The 20,221-nt window shown below is 75.2% G+C and carries 10 protein-coding genes and 7 pseudogenes; 15 read left to right on the top strand and 2 right to left on the bottom strand.

The features are described from left to right. The first annotated feature begins 295 nt into the window (after positions 1 to 295). The 6 genes and pseudogenes from BJF88_RS09250 to BJF88_RS23430 all read left to right on the top strand — a co-directional run bounded on the left by BJF88_RS09250 (position 296) and on the right by BJF88_RS23430 (position 5,532). On the top strand, positions 296 to 733 hold the full coding sequence (locus tag BJF88_RS09250; protein WP_075828582.1) for a Fur family transcriptional regulator: 438 nt from the start codon (positions 296 to 298) through the stop codon (positions 731 to 733). Between the two features lie 128 nt (positions 734 to 861). Next, the gene (gene aztD / locus BJF88_RS09245; protein ID WP_075828581.1) at positions 862 to 2,274 is read left to right on the top strand and encodes a zinc metallochaperone AztD; all 1,413 of its coding nucleotides are present in this window, start codon (positions 862 to 864) and stop codon (positions 2,272 to 2,274) included. A 227-nt stretch (positions 2,275 to 2,501) separates the two neighbouring features. Then, positions 2,502 to 3,317 (top strand): metal ABC transporter substrate-binding protein, encoded by an 816-nt coding sequence (locus tag BJF88_RS09240; protein ID WP_255371912.1) that lies wholly within the window; start codon positions 2,502 to 2,504, stop codon positions 3,315 to 3,317. Positions 3,318 to 3,511: 194 nt separating this feature from the next. Beyond that, entirely contained in the window at positions 3,512 to 3,793 is a 282-nt protein-coding gene (locus tag BJF88_RS09235; RefSeq protein ID WP_069387465.1) for an HU family DNA-binding protein, read from the top strand. 155 nt (positions 3,794 to 3,948) lie between these two features. Further along, a complete protein-coding gene (gene rpmF, locus BJF88_RS09230) occupies positions 3,949 to 4,119 on the top strand; it encodes a 50S ribosomal protein L32 (protein WP_075828580.1) in 171 nt (56 codons plus the stop codon). A 31-nt stretch (positions 4,120 to 4,150) separates the two neighbouring features. Then, positions 4,151 to 5,532, top strand: a pseudogene (locus BJF88_RS23430) (YibE/F family protein). Positions 5,533 to 5,583: 51 nt separating this feature from the next. On the opposite strand, the gene BJF88_RS09220 reads toward BJF88_RS23430, so the two are convergent. Beyond that, positions 5,584 to 6,057 carry an Lrp/AsnC family transcriptional regulator gene (locus BJF88_RS09220; RefSeq protein WP_075828579.1) on the bottom strand — a complete coding sequence of 158 codons (474 nt, stop codon included), beginning with the start codon at positions 6,055 to 6,057 and terminating at the stop codon, positions 5,584 to 5,586. A gap of 140 nt (positions 6,058 to 6,197) precedes the next feature. Here BJF88_RS09220 and BJF88_RS09215 point away from each other — a divergent pair. From BJF88_RS09215 to BJF88_RS09155, 9 genes and pseudogenes are all read left to right on the top strand, one after another. Continuing rightward, positions 6,198 to 7,474: pseudogene (locus tag BJF88_RS09215) on the top strand (thiamine pyrophosphate-dependent enzyme). Continuing rightward, positions 7,471 to 8,484: an alpha-ketoacid dehydrogenase subunit beta gene (locus BJF88_RS09210; RefSeq protein WP_255371911.1), complete on the top strand. Its 1,014-nt coding sequence runs from the start codon at positions 7,471 to 7,473 to the stop codon at positions 8,482 to 8,484. The pseudogene BJF88_RS09215 and the gene BJF88_RS09210 overlap by 4 nt, the downstream one beginning before the upstream one ends. Next, a pseudogene (locus BJF88_RS18310) lies at positions 8,481 to 10,202 on the top strand (dihydrolipoamide acetyltransferase family protein). The gene BJF88_RS09210 and the pseudogene BJF88_RS18310 overlap by 4 nt, the downstream one beginning before the upstream one ends. Further along, a pseudogene (locus tag BJF88_RS09185) lies at positions 10,199 to 11,861 on the top strand (carboxyl transferase domain-containing protein). The pseudogenes BJF88_RS18310 and BJF88_RS09185 overlap by 4 nt, the downstream one beginning before the upstream one ends. Before the next feature lie 5 nt (positions 11,862 to 11,866). Beyond that, a pseudogene (locus BJF88_RS18305) lies at positions 11,867 to 14,066 on the top strand (biotin carboxylase N-terminal domain-containing protein). 37 nt (positions 14,067 to 14,103) lie between these two features. Then, on the top strand, positions 14,104 to 14,286 hold the full coding sequence (locus BJF88_RS23425) for a hypothetical protein (protein WP_075828577.1): 183 nt from the start codon (positions 14,104 to 14,106) through the stop codon (positions 14,284 to 14,286). Then, complete coding sequence (locus BJF88_RS09165; protein ID WP_075828576.1) at positions 14,283 to 15,458, top strand: acyl-CoA dehydrogenase family protein; 1,176 nt, start codon at positions 14,283 to 14,285, stop codon at positions 15,456 to 15,458. Before BJF88_RS23425 ends, BJF88_RS09165 begins: the two co-directional genes overlap by 4 nt. Before the next feature lie 136 nt (positions 15,459 to 15,594). Beyond that, a complete protein-coding gene (locus tag BJF88_RS09160) occupies positions 15,595 to 16,206 on the top strand; it encodes a MaoC family dehydratase (protein WP_083649008.1) in 612 nt (203 codons plus the stop codon). 104 nt (positions 16,207 to 16,310) lie between these two features. Next, a pseudogene (locus BJF88_RS09155) lies at positions 16,311 to 17,149 on the top strand (CoA ester lyase). A gap of 109 nt (positions 17,150 to 17,258) precedes the next feature. Here the strand turns inward: BJF88_RS09155 and BJF88_RS21905 are convergent. Continuing rightward, a pseudogene (locus BJF88_RS21905) lies at positions 17,259 to 18,265 on the bottom strand (YbhN family protein). Between the last annotated feature and the right edge of the window lie 1,956 nt (positions 18,266 to 20,221).

The raw sequence follows: 20,221 nt of genomic DNA, 5'->3' as shown, positions 1-20,221 counted from the left end.
GAACGTGGAGACGGCGTCGGTGTGGACGCGCGAGAGCACCTGCAGCTCGGTGCTCGGCGGCGGTGGACCCTCGGCAGCCGTGGCTGCCGGTGCGAGCGACGTCGCGAGGAGCGCGGCCGCTCCCAGGATCGCCCCCGCGACGCGTGAACGGGTGTGCATGGTCGTCCCTTCTGGCGGTGCTCGGCGGGTCGGCGCTGAGGCACCGACGCGGGCGCGCGGCCCGAGATGGCCGCGCGCTACGTCATGATGATAATCATTGTCATGTAGCGACCCCACAACACCCTGGAGGGCAGCGGTGGCAAGGACGCCCGACCGTCGATCCCCCCGCTCGCCGGGTCGTCGCGCGACCTCTCGTCGCCTCGTCCTGGACGAGCTGAGCGCGTCCGAGCATTTCCGCGCCGTCGGAGACATCCACGACGCGCTGGTTCGCCGCGGCCAGGGCGTGGGTCTCGCGTCCGTCTACCGCGCGACGCGCGAGCTCCAGCGCGCGGGTGCCGTCGAGGCCGCCGTGCTCGCCGACGGGCGTGCCGGCTTCCGGGGCGCGGTGCCGACCGGGGCGCCGCTCTACCTCGTGTGCGTGCGGTGCGGTTCGGCCGTGGGTGCGTCGCGCGGCGTCGTCGACGCCTGGGCTCGTGAGGCCGGGCGCTCCCAGCGCTTCGTGGACGTCGAGGTGCGCGTGAGCCTGCACGGCGTGTGCGCCCCGTGCGGGAGGTCGGTCGCCGCCGGGCAGTGACGGCGGGCGGGATAATGAGAATGATTCCATTTCCTGCTACGGTGACGGCGACGCCGCTCGCCGGCATCAGGACCACCCACCGGAAAGGAGTGAGCTCCGTGCGTCTCCGCGCAGGAGCCCGACCACCCATGTCTCTCACCACCCGCTCCCGCCGCCGGCCGCTGGCGGCCCTGGGGCTCGCGATCCCGCTGGCGCTCGTCGCCGCGTGCTCCTCCGGCAGCCCCGCCGCCGAGGAGAGCAGCTCGCCCGCCGCCGAGGAGACCGCGAACGAGCCCACCGAGGCCGCCGCGCGCACCCCGCGCCTCGCCGTCACGTACGACGGCGGCATCCAGGTCCTCGACGCCCAGACGCTCGAGGTCCTCGACGACATCGAGCTCGACGGCTTCAACCGCCTCAACGGGGCCGGCGACGGCCGTCACCTCCTGGTCTCGACGACGGGTGGCTTCCAGGTGCTCGACGCCGGCGCCTGGGCTGAACCGCACGGCGACCACAACCACTACTACACGGCCGACCCGGAGCTCACCGACGTCGTGTTCGACGCCGAGAAGCCCGGCCATGTGGTCGTGCACGCCGGGCGCACAGCGCTCTTCGACGACGGCACCGGCGAGATCACGATCGTCGACTCCGGCGACGTCGCGGACGAGGCGCGCGAGGCGCGCGAGCTCACGACGCCCGAGGCGCACCACGGCGTCGCGGTCGAGCTGTCCGACGGCACGGTCGTCGTCTCCGAGGGCACCGAGGACGCCCGCACCGGCATCCGCGTGCTCGACGCCGAGGGGACCGAGGTCGCCGCGTCCGACGAGTGCCCCGGTGTCCACGGCGAGGCGATGGCCGCGGACGAGGCGGTCCTCGTCGGCTGCGAGACCGGCGTCCTGATCGTCAAGGACGGTCAGATCACGAAGGTCGCGAGCCCCGACGCGTACGGCCGCATCGGCAACCAGGCCGGCAGCGAGGAGTCGACGGTCGTCCTCGGCGACTACAAGTCCGACCCCGACGCCGACCTCGAGCGCCCCACGCGCGTCTCGCTCACCGACACCGCGACGGGCGAGCTGACGCTCGTCGACCTCCCGTCGAGCTACACCTTCCGCTCCCTCGCCCGTGGTGAGGACGGCGAGGCGCTGGTGCTCGGCACCGACGGCCAGATCCACGTCATCGACCCTGCGACGAAGCAGCTCACCCGTTCCATCCCGGTCATCGACGCGTGGGAGGAGCCGGAGGAGTGGCAGTCGCCGCGCCCCGCGATCTTCATGCTCGACGGGTCCGCCTACGTCACCGACCCCGCGAACCAGGCCATCCACGCGGTCGACATCGAGACCGGCGAGGTCTGGAACACGGTCGAGCTCGACGTCGAGCCGAACGAGATCAACGGCGTCTCCGGCGACGTCGAGGCCGGCTCGCAGGAGCACGGCTCGTCCGAGGAGGGCCACTCCGAGGAGGAGCACGAGCACACCGAGGGTGAGGACGAGCACTCGGAGGAGGGTCACGACCACTCCGAGGAGGGGCACGACCACGAGCACGCCGAGGAGACCAGCCAGGGCTGACCCCTTCGCCGCGACGGCCGCGGCACCGCCCTCGGGCTCGGTGCCGCGGCCTTCGTCTGCCCGCACACACCCGCACGTCCCCGGAGCCGTACCCCCATGAACGCCACCCGTCGCCCTCGCCGTCGTTCCTCCCGTCCTCGCCACCACGCCGTCGCCGCCGGCGCGACGCTGCTCGTGCTCGCCGCGACCGCCGCCTGCTCCGCGCGGAGGCCGACGACACCGTCGACGTGCTCGCGTCGTTCTACCCGCTCGAGTACGTCGCCCGGCAGGTCGGCGGCGAGCACGTCTCCGTCAGCAATCTCACGCCCCCGGCCGCCGAGCCCCACGACCTCGAGCTCTCGCCCGCGCAGGTGCGCGAGGTGGGGGAGGCCGACGTCGTCGTGTACCTGTCCGGCATGACCGCGGCGACCGACGACGCGATCGCGTCGCGGCAGCCCGAGCACGTCGTGGACACGGCCGAGGCGGCAGGGCTGGAGAGCGGGCCCAACGGCGCGGGCGCGCCGGACGCGGGGTCGGGCGCGCTCGACCCGCACTTCTGGCTCGACCCGACGCGTCTGGCGACCGTCGGGCACCAGGTCGCGGACGAGCTCGCCGAGGTCGACCCCGACCACGCCGACGACTACGCGGCGAACGCCGACGCGCTCGAGGCGGAGCTCGAGGCGCTCGACCAGGAGTACGCCGAGGGCCTGGCGGCTTGCGCGGAGGCGACTCTCGTCGTCTCGCACGAGGCATTCGGCTACCTCGCGGAGCGGTACGACCTCGTGCAGGTCGGCATCTCCGGCATCGATCCCGAGGCGGAGCCCTCGCCGGCGCGACTGCGGGAGGTGCGGGCCGTCGTCGAGGAGCGCGGCGTCCAGACCCTGTTCTTCGAGGTGCTCGTCAGCCCCAAGGTCACGCAGACCCTCGCCGACGACCTCGGGGTCGGGACGGACATGCTCGACCCGATCGAGGGGCACACCGACGAGGACGCGGACTACCTGGACGTCATGCGGGCCAACCTCGCGGCCCTGCAGGGCGGCCTCGCGTGCGACGGGGGTGCCTGACACCGCACGACCTGCCCGGGGGTGCGCCCCGGACGCCGTCGAGGACGCCACCGGGACGACGCAACCGCGAGAAGTCGCGCGAAACTCCGCGTGTTCCCTAGTGTTGTCCCCGGTGCGCGGCCTCCCGGCTGGCACACTGAGACCGTGACGCCGCGCGAGGACACCGTGCGTCGTGAACCGAAGAAGGGATCCGCATGTCGCTCAACAAGTCCGAGCTCGTCTCGGCGATCGCCAGCAAGTCCGACCTGAGCAAGGCGCAGGCCGAGAGCGCCCTGAACGCCCTTCAGGACGTGCTCATCGAGTCGCTCGGCAAGGGCGAGGCCGTCAAGGTCACCGGCCTCCTGTCCGTCGAGCGCGTCGAGCGTGCCGCCCGCACGGGGCGCAACCCCCGCACGGGCGAGGAGATCTCGATCCCGGCCGGCTACGGCGTGAAGATCAGCGCCGGCAGCCTGCTGAAGAAGGCCGTCGCGAAGTGACGTCTCGCTGACCGCGCCGCCGTCGGTGCCGTCAGCGGCACGAAGGCCCGGACCCCGCGGGGTCCGGGCCTTCGCCGTCCCCGGGGCGCCCGCAGGATTGAGCATGATTCTCATCAGGGCTAGGCTGGGGCGACCCCTCCCGGAAGGACAGCCCCATGGCCGTGCCCAAGCGCAAGCTCTCGCGCTCCAACACCCGTGCCCGCCGCTCGCAGTGGAAGGCGCAGGTTCCCCAGCTCGTCACCGTCGTCGTCGACGGCACGGAGGTCACCGTGCCGCGCCGCCTCGTCGCCGGCGTGCGCCGCGGTCTCGTCACCCCGCCCGAATGACGCCCGCGGGGCGATCCGTGCCCGACGGCGCGTGGTCGCCCGCCGCGGTCGCGCGCCGTGCCAGCATCGTGCGGTGACCGCACCGACCTCCCGGCGCGCCGCCCGCGCCCACGCGCGCGGCCGGGGCCTCGTCCAGAGCCGCGTGCCCCTGCACGCGCACGCCCATGCGCACGGACCGGCCGAGCCCGCGACGCCGCGCGTGCGCCTGACGCTCACGGCCCTGCTCGTGCCGCTGCTGCTGGCGACGCTCGCCGGGCTCGTCGCGCTGTGGCCGGCCGCCGACGACGTGCCCGACCGCATCCCGGTCGCCGCCGAGGGCAGCGCGGTCCTGCGGGCCACCGTGACCGGCCCGGTCGACGAGGCCGCGAGCGCGGTCCCCGCCCGGCTCGACGACGGCTCGCGGGCCGAGGGTCGCGACGTGGGCGGCGAGGAGATCACCGTCCAGGCGCCGCCGGAGTACCTCGCGTACGGGTTCGAGCAGGGCGACCGCCTGCGCGTCCTGCACATCGCCGGCGCCGAGGCCGGTGGCGGGACGCCGTACGTGTTCCTCGACTTCGAGCGCGGCCTGCCGATCGGGATCCTCGCCGTCGCCTACGCGCTCGTCGTGCTCGCCGTCGCGCGCTGGCGCGGCCTCGCCGCGCTCGCCGGGCTCGCGGGGGCGTTCGCCGTCATCGCGTGGTTCACGCTCCCTGCGCTGCTGACCGGCGAGAACGCGCTCGGCGTCGCGCTCGTGACGTCGTCGCTCGTGATGTTCGTCGTGCTCTACGTCGCGCACGGGTTCACCGCCCGGACGTCGGTGGCGCTGCTCGGCACGCTCATCGGGCTCGCGCTCACCGCCCTGCTGGGCTGGTGGGGGTCGGGCGCGGCGAACATCACGGGCCTGACGTCCGAGGAGTCGCTGTGGATCCCGCAGTACGCGCCGTCGCTCGACATCCAGGGCGTCGTGCTGTGCGGGATAGTCCTCGCGGGCATGGGCGTGCTCAACGACGTGACCATCACGCAGCGTCCGCCGTCTGGGAGCTGCGGGCCGTCGCCCCGCTCGCGTCGCGCGTGGAGCTGTTCACGCGGGCGATGCGCATCGGGCGCGACCACATCGCCTCGACCGTCTACACCATCGCGTTCGCCTACGTCGGGGCGGCCCTGCCGCTGCTCATGGCGGTCTACCTGTCCGACCAGAACCTCGCGACGAGCCTGACGTCCGGCGAGATCGCCGAGGAGGTCGTGCGCACGCTCGTCGGCTCCATCGGTCTCGTCCTCGCGATCCCCGTCACGACGGCGATCGCCGCCCTCACCGTCCCGGGCGCGACGGCGCTCGCCGCACCCGCCCACACCGAGCCCGAGCCCGCCGCGCGCGGGGTCGCCGCGCCGTCGGGCGATGCCGAACCCCGGGTTGCGCGTCACGACGGGCCCTGAGTGCCGCACGACCCGGGGTTGGGCGTGGGACGACGCCGCCGGACCGGCGGGTCAGCGTGACCGGCGCTGCTTCTCGATGAGCGGCCGCAGCCGGTAGGGGATGAGCTCACCCATCGACAGCGACGTCTCCGTGCGCTCGACGCCGTCGATGGCGAGGATCGCCGCGTCGACGCGGAACAGGTGGTCGGTGTCGCGGCACGCGATGGTCACGCGCAGGTCCGCCGTCCCGCTGCGCCCGTGCGCCTGCACGACCTCCGGGATGCGCGCGACGTCCTCCACGATGCGGGCGAGGTCCTTCTGGCGCAGCTGCACCTCGACGAACGCGGTGAGCGGGTGGCCGAGCACGTGCGGGTCGATGCGCCGGTCGAGGTCGAGGAACGCGCCCTCCGCCTCGAGCCGCGCCAGGCGTGCCGCGACGGTGTTGCGCGAGAGCTTCAGCCGGTCGGCGAGCGCGACGATCGTGGCCCGCGGGTCGTCGGCGAGCGCGAGCAGGAGATCGAGGTCGACAGCGTCGGCGCTGTGCATGCTGCTCAGCCTATCGGTGTGACGCCGGTCACGGTGCACACCGTGCGGAGCATCGGTGGAGCCATGTGCGTGACGGGGGTTACGTTCGCCGTAACCGGGGCTCGACGGTGAGCCCCGGCCTCGAGAGGTGAGGTGGCGACATGGCCGGCGAACCTGCGGTGCGGACCGGCTCGACGGCGGCGACCCTGCCGGAGCAGCACGACGGTCACCGCGCGGAGACCCCGCGCGACGTACGAGCAGAGCGGGACGACGACGCACGGGCGGGGCGCGAGCCGCGCACGGTGCGGCTGCTCGCGGAGGACGGCACACGCCGTCCCGACGCCGAGCACGACCGGTGGCTCACGGACGTCGACCCGGCGGGGCCGGACCCGGAAGGCGCACGGGCTGCGCTCCGCACGCTGCACCAGGACATGGTGGTCGCGCGCCGGCTCGACGCCGAGGCGACGGCCCTGCAGCGTCAGGGCGAGCTCGCGCTGTGGCCACCGCTGCTGGGTCAGGAGGCGTCGCAGGTCGCTCGGCGCGCGCGCTGCGCGAGGACGACTTCGTCTTCTCGTCCTACCGCGAGCACGCGGTGGCGTCGGTGCGCGGCGCCGCGCCGGTGGACCTCGTGCGCGTGTGGCGCGGGGTGACGGTCTGCGGCTGGGACCCCTACGCGATCGGCATGGCCTCGCCCCAGGTGATCATCGGCGCCCAGGCGCTGCACGCGACGGGCTGGGCGATGGGGGTCCAGCTCGACGTCGACGCCGGCCGCGTCGACCCCGCCGCCGGGCTGCCCGTCGGCGTCGCGTACTTCGGCGACGGCGCGATGAGCCAGGGCGACGTCAACGAGGCGTTCGTCTTCGCCTCGACGTACCGCTCGCCCGTCGTGTTCGTGTGCCAGAACAACCAGTGGGCCATCTCCGAGCCGGTCGCGCTCCAGTCCCGCGTCCCGCTCGTCGAGCGCGCCCGGGGGTTCGGCATGCCGGGCGTGCGCGTCGACGGCAACGACGTGCTCGCCGTCCTCGCCGTGACGCGCGCCGCGCTCGACCGGGCGCGGCGCGGTGACGGACCCACCCTGGTCGAGGCGGTGACCTACCGCATGGGCCCCCACACCACCGCGGACGACCCGAAGCGCTACCGCGACGCCGCCGAGGTCGAGGCCTGGGCCGGGCGCGACCCGGTCGCGCGGTTCGAGGCGTACCTGCACGGCGTCGGCGTGCTCGACGACGCGGCGTCCGACCGGGTCCGCGAACTCGCCGACGCGGCCGCCGCCGAGCTGCGCGCCGGGTGCGTCGCGCTCGAGGACCCGCCTCCGCTGTCGCTGTTCGACCACGTCTACGCCGAGCCGCACGCGCCCCTCGCGCGTGAGCGCGCCGCGTACGCGCGCTACCTCGCGTCCTTCGACGACGCTCCGGCGGGGACGGCGGCGTCGCGATGACCACGACGATGACGCTCGCCAAGGCGCTCGGTGCCGGGCTGCGGCGCGCGATGACGGACGACGACCGGGTCGTCGTCATGGGGGAGGACGTCGGCCGGCTCGGCGGGGTGTACCGCGTGACCGACGGGCTCCAGGCGGAGTTCGGGCCACGGCGCGTGCTCGACACCCCGCTCGCGGAGTCGGGGATCATCGGCACCGCGGTGGGGCTCGCCGTCCGCGGCTACCGGCCGGTGTGCGAGATCCAGTTCGACGGCTTCGTGTTCGTGGCGTTCGACCAGATCGTGTCGCAGCTCGCGAAGATGCACGCGCGCACCGGGGGACGGGTGCGCCTGCCGATCACCATCCGCATCCCCGTGGGCGGCGGCATCGGGGCCGCCGAGCACCACTCCGAGTCCCCCGAGGCGCTGTTCGCGCACGTCGCGGGGCTGCGCGTCGTCTCCGTCGCGAACCCCCAGGACGCGTTCACGGTCCTGCGGCAGGCGATCGCGTGCGACGACCCGGTGGTCTTCTTCGAGCCCAAGCGGCGGTACCACGCCAAGGGCGAGGTCGAGGAGGTCCCGCTCGCGCTCGCGCCGCCGATGGACCGCGCGCACGTCGTGCGGGAGGGCCGCGACGTCACGCTCGTCACGTGGGGCGGTCTCGTCGGGACGGCGCTCGACGCCGCCGTCGCGGCCTCCGACGAGGGCGTGTCCGTCGAGGTGGTGGACCTGCGCTCGCTGTCGCCGATGGACCACGACACCGTCGCGGCGTCGGTGCGCCGCACCGGGCACCTCGTCGTCGCGCACGAGGCGCCGGGCCACGCCGGGCTCGGCGCGGAGGTCGCCGCGACCGTGACCGACCGCTGCTTCGAGCACCTCGAGGCCGCGCCCGTGCGCGTCACCGGCCACGGCATGCCGTACCCGCCGGCGCGGCTCGAGCAGCACTACCTGCCCGACCTGGACCGCATCCTCGACGGCGTCGACCGGGTGCTCGGCCGGACGCCCGCGCTCACCGGGGAGGTGGCCCGATGAGCGCCCTGCGCGAGTTCCGCCTCCCCGACCTCGGGGAGGGGCTCACCGAGTCCGACATCGTGAGCTGGCACGTCGCCGCGGGCGACCACGTCGAGCTCAACCAGGTCATCGCCGAGGTCGAGACGGCCAAGCGCTCGTCGACCTGCCCTCGCCGTACGCGGGCGTCGTCGCGGAGCTGCACGCGGCCGAGGGGCAGACCGTGAGCGTCGGCGACCCGATCGTCACGTTCGAGGTCGACGTCGAGGCCGAGGCGCCGCCGGCGGCGGCGGCGGGTGACGGTCCCGCGTCGGGCGACCGGCCGCCGTCGGGCGACCTGGCGGCACCCCCTGCTGCCGAACCCCGGGTCGCGCACCGTTCCGAACCGGGATCGGTGGACGACCCCGGGCTCGGCGAGCCCGCGGACGACGCTCCCGAGCCGAACCTCGTCGGCTACGGCGCGCGGCCCGACAGCGCCGGGCGGCCGACGCGCCGCCGACGTCGGGGCGTTCCGAGTGCTGCGCCGAGCGCGGAGCGCGCCGAGCCACGGTCTGCGCACCCGTCCGCGCCAGGATCGGTGGACATCCCGGGGTTCGGCACCGGACCCGTGCCCGACGGCGCCCGGTCGTCCGCACCCGACGGACTCGCCCCGGCAGACAACGTGGTCGAGCGACCCCGGTCCACCCCGCCCGTCCGGGCGCTCGCGAAGAAGCTCGGCGTCCACGTCGAGCGCGTCGCCGGCACCGGACCGGGCGGTCTCGTCACGCGCGACGACGTCCTCACGGCCGTGAGCTGCCACCGCGACGTCGCGCGCCCGCCGCGCCACGACGTCGCGCGGCATCACGCACCATCGCCCCCCGACGTCCCGGCCGGATCCGCACGCGAGCTGCGAGAACTTGTCGCTCCCGGCCCTCCCGGCACGACAAGTTCTCGCAGCTCGTCGGCCGGCCGGACGGACACCGAGGTCGTGCCCGTGCGCGGCGTCCGCAAGCACACCGCCGCCGCGATGGTCGCGAGCGCGTTCACCGCGCCGCACGCGAGCGTGTTCCTCACCGCCGACGTCACGCGCAGCACCGAGCTCCTGGCACGGCTGCGCACGCACCGGCTCGCGCGCGCGCCCGGATCACGGTCCCCGCGCTCGCCGCCCGCGCGCTGTGCCTCGCGGTGCCGCGGCACCCCGAGCTCAACGGCGCGTGGCACGACCTGCCCGACGGGTCGGCCGAGATCTGGCACCACCCGCACGTCGACCTCGGCATCGCCGTCGCGACCGACCGCGGCCTCGTCGTCCCGCACGTGCCCCGCGCCGACGCGCTCGACCTGCCGGCGCTCGCGGACGCGCTCACGGAGCTCACCGCGACCGCCCGCGCGGTCGCACCGCACCCGAACGGCTCGCCGGGGGGACGATCACGATCACCAACGTCGGGGTCTTCGGCGTCGACGCAGGCACGCCGATCCTCGTGCCCGGGCAGGCGGCGATCCTCGGGCTGGGCGCGGTGCGTCGGCTTCCGTGGGAGCACGACGGCGGTGTCGCGCTGCGGGACGTCGTCACGCTCAGCCTCTCGTTCGACCACCGCGTCGTCGACGGGGAGCAAGCCGCACGCTTCCTCGCCGACGTCGGCGCGCTCCTCGAGGACCCGGCGCTCGCGCTCGCGCTGGGCGGCCGAACCCTGGACCACCCACCGCTCGACGTCGCGAACGGTGCCCGACCCGGGGCTCGGCAGCGGGAGGGGGCGCCGGCATGACCGTCCTCACGACCGCCGTCGACGAGGGCTCCGCGGCCGCCCGCTCGAACGACGACGCCCAGCGGGCGCTCGCCGCCGACCTGCGCGAGCGCACGGCCGCCGCCGCGCTCGGGGGACCGGCGTCGGCGCGCGACCGGCACGTGTCGCGCGGCAAGCTCCTGCCACGCGACCGGGTCGACCGGCTGCTCGACGAGGGCAGCCCGTTCCTCGAGATCGCCCCGCTCGCCGGGCACGGCGTGGACGACGGCGCGTGGCCGGCCGCGGGCGTCGTCGCGGGCATCGGCCTCGTCGCCGGCCGGCAGGTCATGGTCGTGTGCAACGACGCGACGGTGAAGGGCGGCACGTACCACCCGCTGACGGTGAAGAAGCACCTGCGCGCCCAGGAGATCGCGCTCGAGAACCGGCTGCCGTGCGTCTACCTCGTCGACTCCGGCGGCGCGTTCCTGCCGCGGCAGGCGGAGGTCTTCCCGGACCGCGACCACTTCGGTCGCATCTTCTACCACCAGGCCCGGCTGTCGGCGGCGGGGATCCCGCAGATCTCGACCGTGCTGGGCTCGTGCACCGCGGGCGGCGCCTACGTGCCCGCGATGAGCGACGAGACCGTCATCGTGCGCGACCAGCACGATCTTCCTCGGCGGTCCACCGCTCGTGAAGGCGGCCATCGGCGAGATCGTCTCGGCCGAGGAACTGGGCGGCGGCGAGCTGCACGCGCGGCGGTCGGGCGTCGTCGACCACCTGGCCGAGGACGACGACGACGCGCTCGACACCGTGCGCCGCATCGTCGCGACGCTGCCGCCCGACCCCGAGCCCGCGTGGGACGTCGCGCCGAGCGAGCCGCCCGTCGTCGGGCGGTCCGACGGCTCCGGGGCGCCGGAGCCCGGGCGCGACGCCACGGGAGAGGGCTTGTACAGCGCCGTCCCAACGGATGTACAGGCGCCCTACGACCCGCGCGAGATCATCGCGCGCCTCGTCGACGGCAGCCGGTTCGACGAGTTCAAGCACGAGTACGGCGACACGCTCGTCACCGGGTTCGCGCGCATCCACGGCCACCCGGTGGGGATACTCGCGAACCAGGGCGTGCTGTTCGGCGCGTCCGCGCTCAAGGGCGCGCACTTCGTCGAGCTGTGCGACCAGCGCGGCATCCCGCTCCTGTTCCTCCAGAACATCTCCGGGTTCATGGTCGGCACCGACGCCGAGGCGGGCGGCATCGCGAAGGACGGCGCGAAGATGGTCACCGCCGTCGCGACGACCCGCGTCCCGAAGCTCACCGTGATCGTCGGCGGGTCCTTCGGCGCGGGGAACTACTCGATGTGCGGGCGGGCGTACTCGCCGCGCTTCCTGTGGTCGTGGCCCGCGAGCCGCATCTCCGTCATGGGCGGCCCCCAGGCCGCGTCCGTGCTGTCCACCGTCAAGCGCGACCAGCTCGCCGCGCGCGGTGAGACGTGGGACCGCGACGAGGAGGCCGCGTTCGCCGACGGCATCCGCGCCGACTACGACGAGCACGGCAGCCCCTACTACGCCACCGCCCGCCTGTGGGACGACGGCGTCATCGACCCCGCCGACACGCGCCGCGTGCTCGGCCTCGCGCTCGGCGTGTGCGCGCGCACACCCCTGGCACCCCTCGAGACCGGCCCGCGGTTCGGGCTCTTCCGGATGTGAGCCCCGTGACGACGACTCCCGCGCACCCGGCGGACCCCCGGGGCCGCCCGTTCGGCACCGTCCTCGTCGCCAACCGCGGCGAGATCGCGTGCCGCGTCATCGGCACGCTGCGCCGCCTCGACGTCCGGTCCGTCGCCGTCCACTCCGACGCGGACGCCGGCGCCCGCCACGTCCACGAGGCCGACGTCGCGGTGCGGATCGGGCCTGCCGCCGCGGCGCGGTCGTACCTCGACGTCGACGCGGTGGTGGCCGCCGCCGTCGCGACCGGCGCCGACGCCGTCCACCCCGGGTACGGCTTCCTGTCCGAGAACCCGGCGCTCGCCGTCGCGTGCGCGCGAGCGGGCATCGCGTTCGTCGGGCCGGGGGTCGACGCGCTGGAGGCGATGGCGGACAAGCTCGCCGCCAAGCGCATCGTCGCCGCGCGCGGCGTGCCCGTCGTCCCCGGCGCGGGAGAGCCCGGGATGCCCGACGACGCGCTCGTCGCCGCCGCGCGCGACGTCGGCTTCCCGCTGCTCGTCAAGCCGTCCGCCGGGGGCGGGGGCAAGGGCATGGTCGTCGTGCGGACGGCCGACGAGCTGCCCGGCGCGATCGCGTCCGCACGGCGCGTCGCCGCCGCGTCGTTCGGGGACGACACGCTGCTGCTCGAACGCCTCGTCGACCGTCCGCGGCACATCGAGGTGCAGGTGCTCGCCGACGGCCACGGGAACGTCGTGCACCTCGGTGAGCGCGAGTGCTCGCTCCAGCGCCGGCACCAGAAGGTCGTCGAGGAGGCGCCGTCGCCGCTGCTCACCCCGGCCGACCGGCGCGCATGGGCGAGGCGGCGTGCGAGGTCGCGCGCTCCGTCGGCTACGTCGGCGCCGGGACCGTCGAGTTCCTCGTGCCGGGCGCCTCGCCGGACGAGTTCTTCTTCATCGAGATGAACACGCGCCTCCAGGTCGAGCACCCCGTCACCGAGATGGTCACCGGCCTCGACCTCGTCGAGCTCCAGCTCCGGGTCGCCGCGGGGGAGCCGCTGCCGCTCGCCCAGGACGACGTCGCGCTGCGCGGTCACGCCGTCGAGGCACGGGTCTACGCCGAGCGCCCGCGCGCGGGTTCCTCCCCGCGACCGGGACCGTGCTCGCGTACGACGACGCGAGCGTGGGCGCCGGCCCCGACGCCTCGCCGCTCCGGCTCGACTCCGGGATCCGGCGCGGGTCCGTCGTCGGCGGGCACTACGACCCGGTGCTCGCCAAGGCCGTCGCGTGGGCGCCCACGCGCGAGCAGGCGGTCGAGCGGCTCGACCGGCTGCTCGGGCGGACGGTCGTGCTGGGCGTCGAGACGAACGTCGGGTTCCTGAGGTCGTTGCTCGCGGACGGCGACGTGCGGGCGGGGCGGCTCGACACCGGGTTGATCGACCGGCTGGTCGGGTCCGGCGGCGTGGTCGGGTCCGGCGAGGAACGGGGGAGGGGGCGCGCCGTCTACCATCCGCGCCCTCGTCCCTCGGGCGCTCCCGCCAGACCCGACCACGACGGCGCGCCCCCTCCCCCGCACCTCGCCTCCGAGGTCGGATCGCCATCCGCTCACGACGGCGCGCACAGCCCCGACCTCCTCACCTCGTCCGGTGTGTCGTTCTGCGATCTTGTCGCGGCGGCTCTGTTCGTCGTCGGCGGGGACCGCGCCGGGGACCCGTGGCGCAGCGGGGACGGGTGGCGGCTCAACGCGCCGGCGGCGCCGCGCGTCGTCGTGCTGCGGGACGCGACCGCGCCGGCGGGCGGGCGCGAGCACGAGGTGCGGGTCGTCGGGACGGCGCGGGACGCCGTCGTGCACCTCGCCGGCCTCGACGCGGCGCCCGCGGGCGCCGGGCAGGCGACGGCGCGACGACGCGCACCGTGCGGGCCTCGCTCGAGCCCGACCCCGCCGCCGACGACGCGTGGTGGCTCACGCTCGACGGCGTGCGCGAGCGCGTGCGGCTCGCGCGCCGGCCGGCCGCGGACGGCGAGCCCGCGGTCGTGTGGCTGCACCGCGACGGGCGCACCGTCGCCCTGGTCGCCCCGGACCGTGCCGAGCGCGGGGCGCGCAGCCGGGCCGCGCGTCGTCGGGCACGCGGGAGAGCCACCGCGACCGACCCGGAGGTGCGCGCCGCGATGCCCGGGACCGTGGTCGCGACGGTCGACGACGGCGACCCCGTCGCCGCGGGCGCCGTCCTCGTCACGGTGGAGGCGATGAAGATGGAGCACCCCGTCCTCGCGCCGCACGACGCGTCGTGCGCGTCACCGTCCAGCCGGGCGACCTCGTGCGCCGCGACCAGGTCGTCGCCGTCGTCGAGCCCGCTGCCGACCGGGCCGCGGACCCTGCCACCGACCAGGACTCCGGAACCGCACCCGACGCGCCCGCGGCACACCCGGCCGCGTCCGGCGTCACCTCCGACACCCGAGGAGCACCATGATCGAGGTCGACACCCTGCTCACCGACGAGCAGTCGAAGCTGTACCACGTCGTGCGGGACTTCGCGGACGGCGTCGTCGCCCCCGCGGCCTACCGGTACGACACCGAGCGCCGGCTGCCGATGGAGATCATCGCGCAGATGGGGGAGCTCGGGCTGTTCGGGCTGCCGTTCCCGCGCGACGTTGGCGGGCAAGGCAAGGACTACGTGTCGCTGTGCCTCGCCGTCGAGGCGCTCGCGCGCGCCGACCAGTCCATCGCCGTGACGCTCGAGGCCGGGGTCGGGCTCGGCATCGTGCCGATCTACCGGCACGGCACGCGCGAGCAGCAGGAGCGGTGGCTGCCGGACCTGCTCGCCGGGCGGGCGCTCGCGGCGTTCGGTCTGACGGAGGCGCAGTCGGGCTCCGACGCCGGCGGGACGCGCACCACCGCGCGGCTCGAGCGCGGCGAGTGGGTGATCGACGGCAGCAAGCAGTTCATCACCAACTCGGGCACCCCCATCACGAGCCTCGTGACGATCACGGCGGTCACGGGGGAACGGCTCGGGCCCGACGGCACGCCGCACACGGAGCTGTCGAGCATCCTCGTGCCGGCGGGGACGCCGGGCCTCGAGGTCGGGCCGCCGTACGACAAGGTCGGGTGGCACACGTCCGACACCCACCCGCTCACGCTCACCGACGTCCGCGTGCCGGAGGCCAACCTGCTCGGCGAGCGCGGGCGCGGCTACGCCAACTTCCTGCGCGCGCTCGACGAGGGCCGCATCGCGTTCGCGGCGCTCGCGACGGGTGCCGCGCAGGGCTGCCTCGAGGAGGCGCTGCGGTACGCGAGGGAGCGGGTCGTGTTCGGGCGCGAGATCGGCGCGAACCAGCACGTCGCGTTCACGCTCGCCCGCATGCAGACGCGCGTCCACACCGCGCGGCTCGCCTGGCTCGACGCCGCGCAGAAGCTCGTGCACGGCAAGCCGTTCAAGGCGGAGGCGTCCGTGGCGAAGCTCGTCGGTGGGGAGGCCGCGATGGCGAACGCGCGCGACGCGTCGCAGGTCTTCGGCGGCTACGGCTACCTCAACGAGACCCCGGTCGCGCGGCACTACCGTGACTCCAAGGTGCTCGAGGTCGGCGAGGGAACGACCGAGGTGCAGCTCATGGTCATCGCGAGGAGTCTGGGCCTGGAGGCGTAACCCGTGACCGCCGAGCACGACCTTGGTGCCGTTCTCATGCCCAGAACGGCACCGGTCGCGTGCTCGACGGCGAGCAGAGTCGTGGTCGGCACGGGGACGGCACGGCACGGCACGGACGGTGGGGAGAGGACGGCGCATGCGTGAGGTGGTCCAGCGGGGCCTGTACTACGACGAGCTCGAGCCCGGCGTGGTGTACCGCCACCGGCCCGGCCGCACGCTCACCGAGGCCGACGACGTGCTCTTCTCCACGCTGACGATGAACCACCAGGCGCTGCACCTCGACGCCGCGTGGGCCGCGACCCAACCGTTCGGGCAGCGGCTCGTGAACTCGATGATGACGCTCTCGACGCTCGTCGGGCTGTCCGTCGGGCAGGTCACGCAGGGCACGATCGTCGCGAACCTCGGGTTCCGCGAGGTCGAGTTCCCGAAGCCGGTGTTTCACGGCGACACGCTCTACGCCGAGACGGAGGTGCTCGAGAAGCGGCTGTCGGCGTCGCGGCCCGGGCAGGGCGTCGTCACGATGGAGCACCGCGGACGCAACCAGGACGGCGTGCTCGTCGCGCGCGCCGTCCGCTCCGCGCTGTTCTGGACGCGCGCCGCCCACGAGGCCACGGTGCCCGACGGCGCGGGGTCACCCACCGCTGCCGAACCCCGGGCTGCGCGCCGATCGGGCGCCGGATCGGTGGACGACCCGGGGCTCGGCAGCGAGCCGACGCTCCGCGCCGGCGACGAGGAGGGCGCGTGGTGAGCCGCGACGTCGGGTACGAGCCGCCCGCGCCCGGCACCGCCTCCGCCTCCGCTCCCGGCCGGTCCGCGTCCCCCGGGCCCCGCCCGTTCGACCTCGGGCCCGCGCTGCTGTTCTGCCCCGGCGACCGGCCCGACCGCTTCGCCAAGGCCGCCGAGCGCGCCGACGCGGTGGTCCTCGACCTCGAGGACGCCGTCGCCCCCGCCGCCAGGGCCGCCGCGCGCCGGGCCGTCGTCGAGGCGTCGGCGACGCTCGACCCGGAGAGCACCGTCGTGCGCGTCAACGCCGTCGGCACGCCCGAGCACGCGCTCGACGTCGCGGCGCTCGCGGACACGCGCCTGCGCACCGTGATGGTCGCCAAGGCAGGCCCGGAGCTGCTGGCGTCGCTGCCGGCGCTCGCCGCGACGCTCCCGGGCGTTAGCGTGATCGCGCTGTGCGAGACCGCGGCCGGGATCCTGGCCGCGCCGGAGCTCGCGCACCGCGAGGAGGTCGCCGCGCTGATGTGGGGTGCGGAGGACCTCGTCGCCTCGCTCGGCGGGACGTCGACCGCCGCGCGGACGGCACGTACCGGGACGTCGCGCGTCACGCCCGCGCGTCCGTGCTCCTCGCGGCGGGAGCGGCCGGGAAGGCCGCGGTCGACGCCGTCCACGTCGACATCGCCGATCTCGACGGGCTGCGCGCCGAGGCGCAGGACGCCGCCGCGAGCGGTTTCGCCGCGACGGCGTGCATCCACCCGAGCCACGTGCCGGTGATCCGCGAGGCGTACGCGCCGACGCCCGACCAGGTCGCCGAGGCCCGCGCGCTGCTCGATGCCGCCGCGGCGAACCCGGGCGGCGCCGACGCGGTGTTCACGTTCGACGGCCGCATGGTCGACGGCCCGGTGCTGCGCCACGCCGAGGCCGTGCTGCGCCGAGCACGACGTTCCTCGCCGCCGAGCACGTCATGAGCGTCGTCAGGGGCGCCAGAACGACACCAGGGTCGTGTTCGGCGGCCTCCCCGTCGGCGGCCTCCCGGTCGCCGGGCGCGTGCCCGGAGGTCCAGGACGAGCGGCGTCGCTACAGGTCGCCCTTGCGCTGCAGGTAGCGCATCGCCGCCCAGCCGAACGGGATGCGCCCCCAGTACGTCGCGACGCGGAAGATCACGGCGACGGACGTCGCCAGCGCTGCGGGGACGCCCGCGGCGGTGAGCCCGACGATGAGCGCGGCCTCGATGGTGCCGAGGCCGCCGGGGGTGGGCACGGCGGCGCCGGCCGCGTTGCCGACGAGGTAGATGACCGCGACGTCGACGAGCGACAGCTCCTGGCCGAAGGCCGCGAGGGCGGCGTCGAACGCCAGCACGTAGCCGAGGGTCATCACGACGTTGCCGACGAGGCCCAGCGCGAGGCGCCCGGCTGCCCGAGCAGCTCCGACAGCCGGGGCCAGACCTGCTGCACCGTCGGGCGGATCTTCGCCAGTGCCCAGGCGCGGACCGCGGGGACGAGCAGCGTCGCGAGCACGGCGAGCGCGACGCCGCCGATGGCGAGCAGCACCGTCGTCGACGGCAGCTGCACGAGCCCGCCCTCGCCGGTGAACGTCGAGAGCACGACGAGGATGAGGATCGTCACGACGAACTGCGACACCTGGACGAGCCCGACCGTCGCGACGGCGACGGGCACGGGGACGCCTCGCCGGGTGAGCAGGCGGAGGTTGAGCGCGGCGGGACCGATGCCGGCCGGCGCGGCGAGCGCGACGAAGGAGCCGGCGGCCTGCGTGAGGGTCGCGCGCCACATGGGGATGCGCTCCGGGGCGAACGCGACGAGCGTGAGCGCCGCGCCGACCCAGGTGAGCATCCCGAGCAGGAACGACACGACCGCCCACCAGGGGTTCGCCTCGGCGAGCGCCTCGGTGATCTGGTCGAAGTTGATCGTCGTGACGACGACGGTGACCGCGACGATCGTCAGCGTGAGCGTGAGGATCGTCCGCGCGCCGAACCGCGTGATGCGCTGCGGCTCGACGTCGGCCTCGGGCAGCCGGTCGACGAGCGCGGCGCGCAGGTCCTTGAGCAGCTCCTTGTTCTGCCGCATCTCCTCGCGGGTGCTGGGCGGCAGCGCGATGGACTGCAGGAGGGGTCCGATCGCGGCGATGTCCTCGTCGGGCAGCACGTCGACCGCGGACTCGACCGCGCGCCGCGCCCCGACCCGCAGCGCGAGCAGCGCGACCATCTGCGTCAGGTCCATGCGTCGCGCCAGCTCGGACGACGCGATGTCGCCCTGCTCCCAGCCGGTGAGCCAGACCCGGGGAGCGCCCGTCGCCGGGTCGTGGGAGACGAGCACGACGTCGGACGTGAGGGCGCGGTGCGCGATGCCCGCCGCGTGCGCGAGCGTGAGCTGGCGCCACGCCTCGTCGAGCACGGCGTCGGAGACGTCGGCGGCCGGCAGGTCGCGCAGGGACACGGCCCCGTTGGCGTGCTCCTGCACGAGGACCATCGAGTCGGCGGACTCCGCGACGCCGAGCAGCCGCGGCGTGCGCACGCCGGCGGCGCGCGCGGCGTAGGTGAGCAGTGCGGACCGCTCGGCCGCGGCGCGCAGGGAGATCGCGGTGCGGCCCTCGATGCCGCGCAGCCGCAGCGACCGCCAGAGCCGAGCGAGGAAGCCGACGACCTGCCGGTCGCCGTCGAGCACGACGACGTCGCGGCGCTCGCCGCCGTCGTCGATCATCGCGTAGACGCGGTTGTCGCCCGCGCGCGCCAGGGCGATCGCCGCGGGGTCCGACGGCGCGTCCTCGCCCTCGCGCCGGCCGTGGGCGTCCGCCGAGGTGCCCGCCCGTGTCGCGGTCGGGGCGCCGTCCCCGGCACCGTCGCCGAGCGTCGTCCCCGCCGTCGGGCCGGCGCCGAGGTGCTGGCGCGCGAGGGTGGCGTCCGCGGTGAGGACCGTGCCGACGTCGTGCGCGGCGCCCGGGGCGCGCAGCACCCCGATGTGCACCTCGGAGGTGACGTGGCCCTCGGCGTCGAGCTCGGTGAGGGGGTCGTCGGCGGCCTCCGCGAGCTCCTCGTCGTCGGTGACGTCGCGCACCCGGACGAGCGCGGCGGGGACGAACCCGGCGCGGCGGACGCCGGCGACGAGATCGGGGCCGTAGGCACGCTCGCTGCGGACGCCCGAGGCGTACCGCACGGCCATCCCGGCCATGCGGCCGAGCAGCAGCGTGATGATGATGCCCGGCAGCGAGACCTGGCCGGTGACGAGGACCACGCCGACCGCGACGAAGATGAGGTTCCACGACCACTTGACCGTGCGCCGGCGCGTGCGCGTCCCGGCGGCCGTGAGGAGGCCGGCGAGCGCGGCGACGTAGCCCGGGATGGTGATGCGCCACTCGCCGCGCGTGAAGACCGACAACCCGCGCACGAGCTCGTCGGAGCCCCAGGTGCGCACCGCGAGCACCACCACGACGGCGAGGACCAGACCGAGCGCGGCGGCGACGATGGCCTCGACGACCTGCCGTCCGAGACGTCGCACCCCCAGCTCGACGAGGACGGCGGCGGGGACGAACAGCGTGAGCAGCCCCTCGAGCACGGCCACGGGGATGAACAGCACCTCGTACAGGAGGTCGGAGAAGTTCCGCACGTCCTCGGCGACGCCCTCGGTGGTGCCGTGCGCGAAGACGGACATGAGCATGACGAGCGCGACGCCGAGCGCGCAGAGCACGAGGTTCACGACGTCGCTGGGGTGGCGCACGCGCGACTCGGTCGTGTCGACGATGCGGACCGTGCGCGCGTCGGCGTCCACCGGTCGTGCCAGCAAGGACGCGAGGGCGCCGTCGCCGGGCGCGGGTCCTGCGCCGCCGGTGCCGCGAGGCTGCCGACCTCCACCACGGGCCCGGTGGGCGGGTGGCTCCCGGGCGGCTCGGGAGCGGGCGAGGACATGCCGCGAGTCTAGGGCGCAGCCCTGGGAGGAGCGCGGTATTTGGCCGTTTCCTCCGCGCGTTCGGGGGTCGGCGACGGCGCCCCGGGCACCGGTCGGCGGCGCGTGACGGCGCGCGCGGTG

The sequence above is a fragment of the Cellulosimicrobium sp. CUA-896 genome (assembly GCF_001942335.1).
GTDB lineage: Bacteria > Actinomycetota > Actinomycetes > Actinomycetales > Cellulomonadaceae > Cellulosimicrobium.
Note: the sequence above shows the minus strand (reverse complement) of the source record. Positions and strands in the feature narration are given on the sequence as shown.

What these genes read in the sequence shown, in the direction of transcription:
- aztD (WP_075828581.1), top strand. Translation starts at nt 862, where the DNA reads ATGTCTCTCACCACCCGCTCCCGCCGCCGGCCGCTGGCGGCCCTGGGG.
- BJF88_RS09235 (WP_069387465.1), top strand. Translation starts at nt 3,512, where the DNA reads ATGTCGCTCAACAAGTCCGAGCTCGTCTCGGCGATCGCCAGCAAGTCC.
- rpmF (WP_075828580.1), top strand. Translation starts at nt 3,949, where the DNA reads ATGGCCGTGCCCAAGCGCAAGCTCTCGCGCTCCAACACCCGTGCCCGC.
- BJF88_RS09220 (WP_075828579.1), bottom strand. Translation starts at nt 6,057, where the DNA reads ATGCACAGCGCCGACGCTGTCGACCTCGATCTCCTGCTCGCGCTCGCC.
- BJF88_RS09210 (WP_255371911.1), top strand. Translation starts at nt 7,471, where the DNA reads ATGACCACGACGATGACGCTCGCCAAGGCGCTCGGTGCCGGGCTGCGG.
- BJF88_RS09165 (WP_075828576.1), top strand. Translation starts at nt 14,283, where the DNA reads ATGATCGAGGTCGACACCCTGCTCACCGACGAGCAGTCGAAGCTGTAC.
- BJF88_RS09160 (WP_083649008.1), top strand. Translation starts at nt 15,595, where the DNA reads ATGCGTGAGGTGGTCCAGCGGGGCCTGTACTACGACGAGCTCGAGCCC.